The 3,358-nt window shown below is 42.5% G+C and carries 5 protein-coding genes; all 5 read left to right on the top strand.

The window, feature by feature from the left end:
• Positions 1–178 precede the first annotated feature (178 nt).
• The 5 genes from Q0E19_RS11710 to Q0E19_RS11690 all read left to right on the top strand — a co-directional run bounded on the left by Q0E19_RS11710 (position 179) and on the right by Q0E19_RS11690 (position 2,945).
• Positions 179–364: a hypothetical protein gene (locus tag Q0E19_RS11710; RefSeq protein WP_294409713.1), complete on the top strand. Its 186-nt coding sequence runs from the start codon at positions 179–181 to the stop codon at positions 362–364.
• Positions 361–639 carry a hypothetical protein gene (locus Q0E19_RS11705; RefSeq protein WP_294409711.1) on the top strand — a complete coding sequence of 93 codons (279 nt, stop codon included), beginning with the start codon at positions 361–363 and terminating at the stop codon, positions 637–639. Before Q0E19_RS11710 ends, Q0E19_RS11705 begins: the two co-directional genes overlap by 4 nt.
• A gap of 321 nt (positions 640–960) precedes the next feature.
• Positions 961–1,176, top strand: a complete 216-nt coding sequence (locus tag Q0E19_RS11700) for a CopG family transcriptional regulator (protein ID WP_294409710.1) — start codon at positions 961–963, stop codon at positions 1,174–1,176.
• A gap of 118 nt (positions 1,177–1,294) precedes the next feature.
• Positions 1,295–2,131 carry a Bro-N domain-containing protein gene (locus tag Q0E19_RS11695; protein ID WP_294409708.1) on the top strand — a complete coding sequence of 279 codons (837 nt, stop codon included), beginning with the start codon at positions 1,295–1,297 and terminating at the stop codon, positions 2,129–2,131.
• 70 nt (positions 2,132–2,201) lie between these two features.
• The gene (locus tag Q0E19_RS11690) at positions 2,202–2,945 is read left to right on the top strand and encodes a peptidoglycan recognition family protein (protein ID WP_294409707.1); all 744 of its coding nucleotides are present in this window, start codon (positions 2,202–2,204) and stop codon (positions 2,943–2,945) included.
• Positions 2,946–3,358 lie beyond the last annotated feature (413 nt).

The following is a 3,358-nucleotide window of genomic DNA, read 5'->3' as shown; positions in this document are numbered from 1 at the left end:
CTGCCGTACACGTCCATAGTAAATGTGGTCTGCTCAGGCGTTGATGACTACTGCCCCGACCTTTACGTCACCCCCACGTCGCCGTATTCAGGGGTCGAGGGCATTATTGACATAGGCGGCAAAAGTTATCTTTACAGCGGTGCGTATGCGCTGCTAGACGAATAATAGGAGGGAGAACATGAAAAACAAACTTGCAAAACTTATCGACGTAAAATCCATCGTCACAATACTGCTGACGGCGGTGTTCTGCGTGCTGGCACTCAGACACACCATTTCGGCGGAGCAGTTTTTGACGATATTTACAACGGTCATAGCTTTTTACTTTGGCACGCAGTATCAGAAAGGCAAAGGTGAAAACGAATGACAGAAGCAATAATCGTGGCACTGATAACGGCGGCATCTGCGGTGATATGTCAGCTTGTGATCGCCGCCAACAGCCGAAAATCAATGCGTCAGGCGCAGTACGACAGCCAGAAACTTCTTGAATACAAGATAGACAAGCTGTCAGAGCGTGTGGACAAGCACAACAGCGTAATAGCTCGGACGTACAAGTTGGAACAGGATTATGCGGTGGTGGCAGAGCAGATAAAGGTGGCAAACCACCGCATTGAAGATTTGGAAAAAATCAATAAAAATTAGTTGCTGAATTTGTGCAATATTTCCTCAAAAATCTCTTGACTTTTGTACGTACATATGTTATACTATAAATACAGTAAGGGAAAACCTTATGAGTATCGGGGCAGAACGGGAAAGGAGGAAATATGGAAGATATGACAGATTTGCAGTTCACAGCACTGATAAACGCAATCATTCAAATTATCAAAGACAATGATGATAAAGAAGAAATGATTAAAAAAATAGAAGCCTTACTAAATAAGTAAGGCTTCCAAACAACAAAACTAAGACAGGCGGTTCTGCCGCCGCCCCTCTTAGCTTTTAATATATCACGTTTTGCCCCGAATGTCAAGAGAGGACGTGATTAAAATTAGTGAAAATGGCAGAAAGAAAATGGGTAGACCAACGTTAGACAAAAGAGATAAACGCTTTGAATTAAGACTATCGGAAGAAACTTATTCTACGTTAGAAGAGTGTGCAGAAACACTTGGAATTACCAAAGCAGAAGTCATTCATAAAGGTATATCGTTGGTAAAAGCAGACATTGAAAAATCAAAATAAAAAAATGAGTTTGTTGACTCCGCTAAAAGTACAAACAAACTCACCACCGACAGATTACTCTATCTATACACATTGTACCATAGATTTTGTATTCTGTCAATCAGAAAGGAAAATCAATATGGAAAACATTATCACAAAGACAAATGAACAGTTCGGAACGATAAGACAGATAAGCGGCAAGCCTGCACTTTGGTGTGGTACCGATGTGGCTAAGGCTCTTGGATATTCCAATCCACGTAAAGCAATCATAGATCATTGCAAGGGTGTAACGAAACGTGACGCCCCCACTAACAGCGGTGTTCAGAAGATGTCATTTATCCCAGAAGCAGACGTTTACCGCCTTATTTGTCACAGTAAGCTGCCAAAGGCACAGGAGTTTGAAAAATGGGTATTTGAGGACGTTGTTCCGAAAGCAGTACACGGTGAACCACACCAGCTCACCTTTGACGATTACAGTTACTTTGATAAAACATTCAGAGGACAGTCGGTTCTCAGTACAGCGGATATCGCAAATATGACAAGATCAGATCGCTCGACTATAAGTTATGCAGTGCGTAAATACCTTACCGCAGGCAAGGACTATTACTTTCTTGAAAAAGGAACGCTTGCAGAATTTAAGGTGGAAAACCCAAAGGTTTACAGACACATAGGTGCAATGCATATCATCACTCAGAGCGGGTTTGATAAGCTGTGCAGGATATATGGCATTAAGATCGAAAAGCCTGAGCTGTTTATTGAAAAGAAACTCGAAAGCAGAGCATATTTGCCAAGCAGGGAAATGAAAAGTCTGATAGGATATCTTGACAGTGATATGATACTGATAAATGAGTATTGCCGCAGGATACTGAATGCTTCAGATATTGAAGAGGCTGAACAGAGCAGGAACGGACTTGTAAAAGCAATAAGATCACTCAGACAGTTTACAGTTGATGTGGAATGCATCGCAATCAAATAATGGACCCAAGCACTTCGAGAGATCGAGGTGCTTTTGTTATATTTTTTTTGAAAAGAAAGGAAGTAGTTTTATGGCAAACAGCAAACTCGCAAAATGGAAGTGGTCAGGCAAGACCGACCATTACAACGTGAGAGATCATAAGATCGACAAGATAACCATACACCACATGGCAGGTAATCTCAGCCTTACAGGGTGCTGCACCTCTGTGCAGGCTCGTGGCGGCAGCTGTAATTACTGCATTGACAGCAAGGGCAACATCGGTGTGATGATAGATGAGCAGTACAGATCATGGTGCAGCTCCAATCGTGCCAATGATATGAGGGCGGTCACTATCGAGGTGGCAAACGACGGCGGTGACCCTAATTGGCACGTCAGCGACAAGGCTCTTACGGCTCTTATTGATCTCTGCGTGGACATTTGCAAGCGCAACGGCATTAAAAAGCTCAACTATACGGGCAATAAGTCTGGCAATCTGACTATGCATAAGTGGTACTGGGCAACAGCCTGCCCAGGTCCGTATCTCAGCGGCAAGTTTGGTTACATAGCCTCTGAGGTCAACAAAAAGCTGGGCAGTACAGGCTCGACCGCACAGCCAGCAGGCTTTAGTCCTTACAAAGTTAAGATAACGTATAATGGCGGCATGAACGTCAGAACAGGCGCAGGAGTATCAAGCAGGCTTGTCAAGGGCGTTACAGCAAAGTACGGATACACATACACCATTGTCGCAGAAAAGGTCGTAGACGGTCAGACTTGGGGCAAACTCAAAAGCGGCGCAGGGTGGATATGTTTGACGGGGTTTGTTAAGAAGGTGTAGGGAGGATAGATATAGTTTCAGCCGACAGGGTTAGTCCTTGTCGGCTGGTTTTGTTTTTATATAGGTAGAATTTCAGCGGTTCTGAGGTATCAGGTATATTGAGCTACTATTTTTGCGTACACGTTTAAAGCAAATTGTAAAAATATGCTTGCAAAATATGAAGCAAGCAGAAAGCACTAAAACAGCGTAAATACGCTGTTTGCAAGCGTATTAATGAAAAGATAAAAAGGAACGTGAAGTGTTATTATTACTCCTGTCGCCTCGACCATGATTTTAAAAGACTGCTTATTTAGGCGGTCTTTTATTTTTGTATGAGAAAAAGCAGGTTTTTGAAAAATGGCAAGTTGTAAAATAAAATGACACAAAAAAGAAGACTCAAAGAGAAACTCATGGTATAATGTAAGTGACTAAAC

This window comes from uncultured Ruminococcus sp., from assembly GCF_934476685.1.
In the GTDB taxonomy this organism is placed as follows: Bacteria; Bacillota; Clostridia; order Oscillospirales; family Ruminococcaceae; genus Hominimerdicola.
Note: the sequence above shows the minus strand (reverse complement) of the source record. Positions and strands in the feature narration are given on the sequence as shown.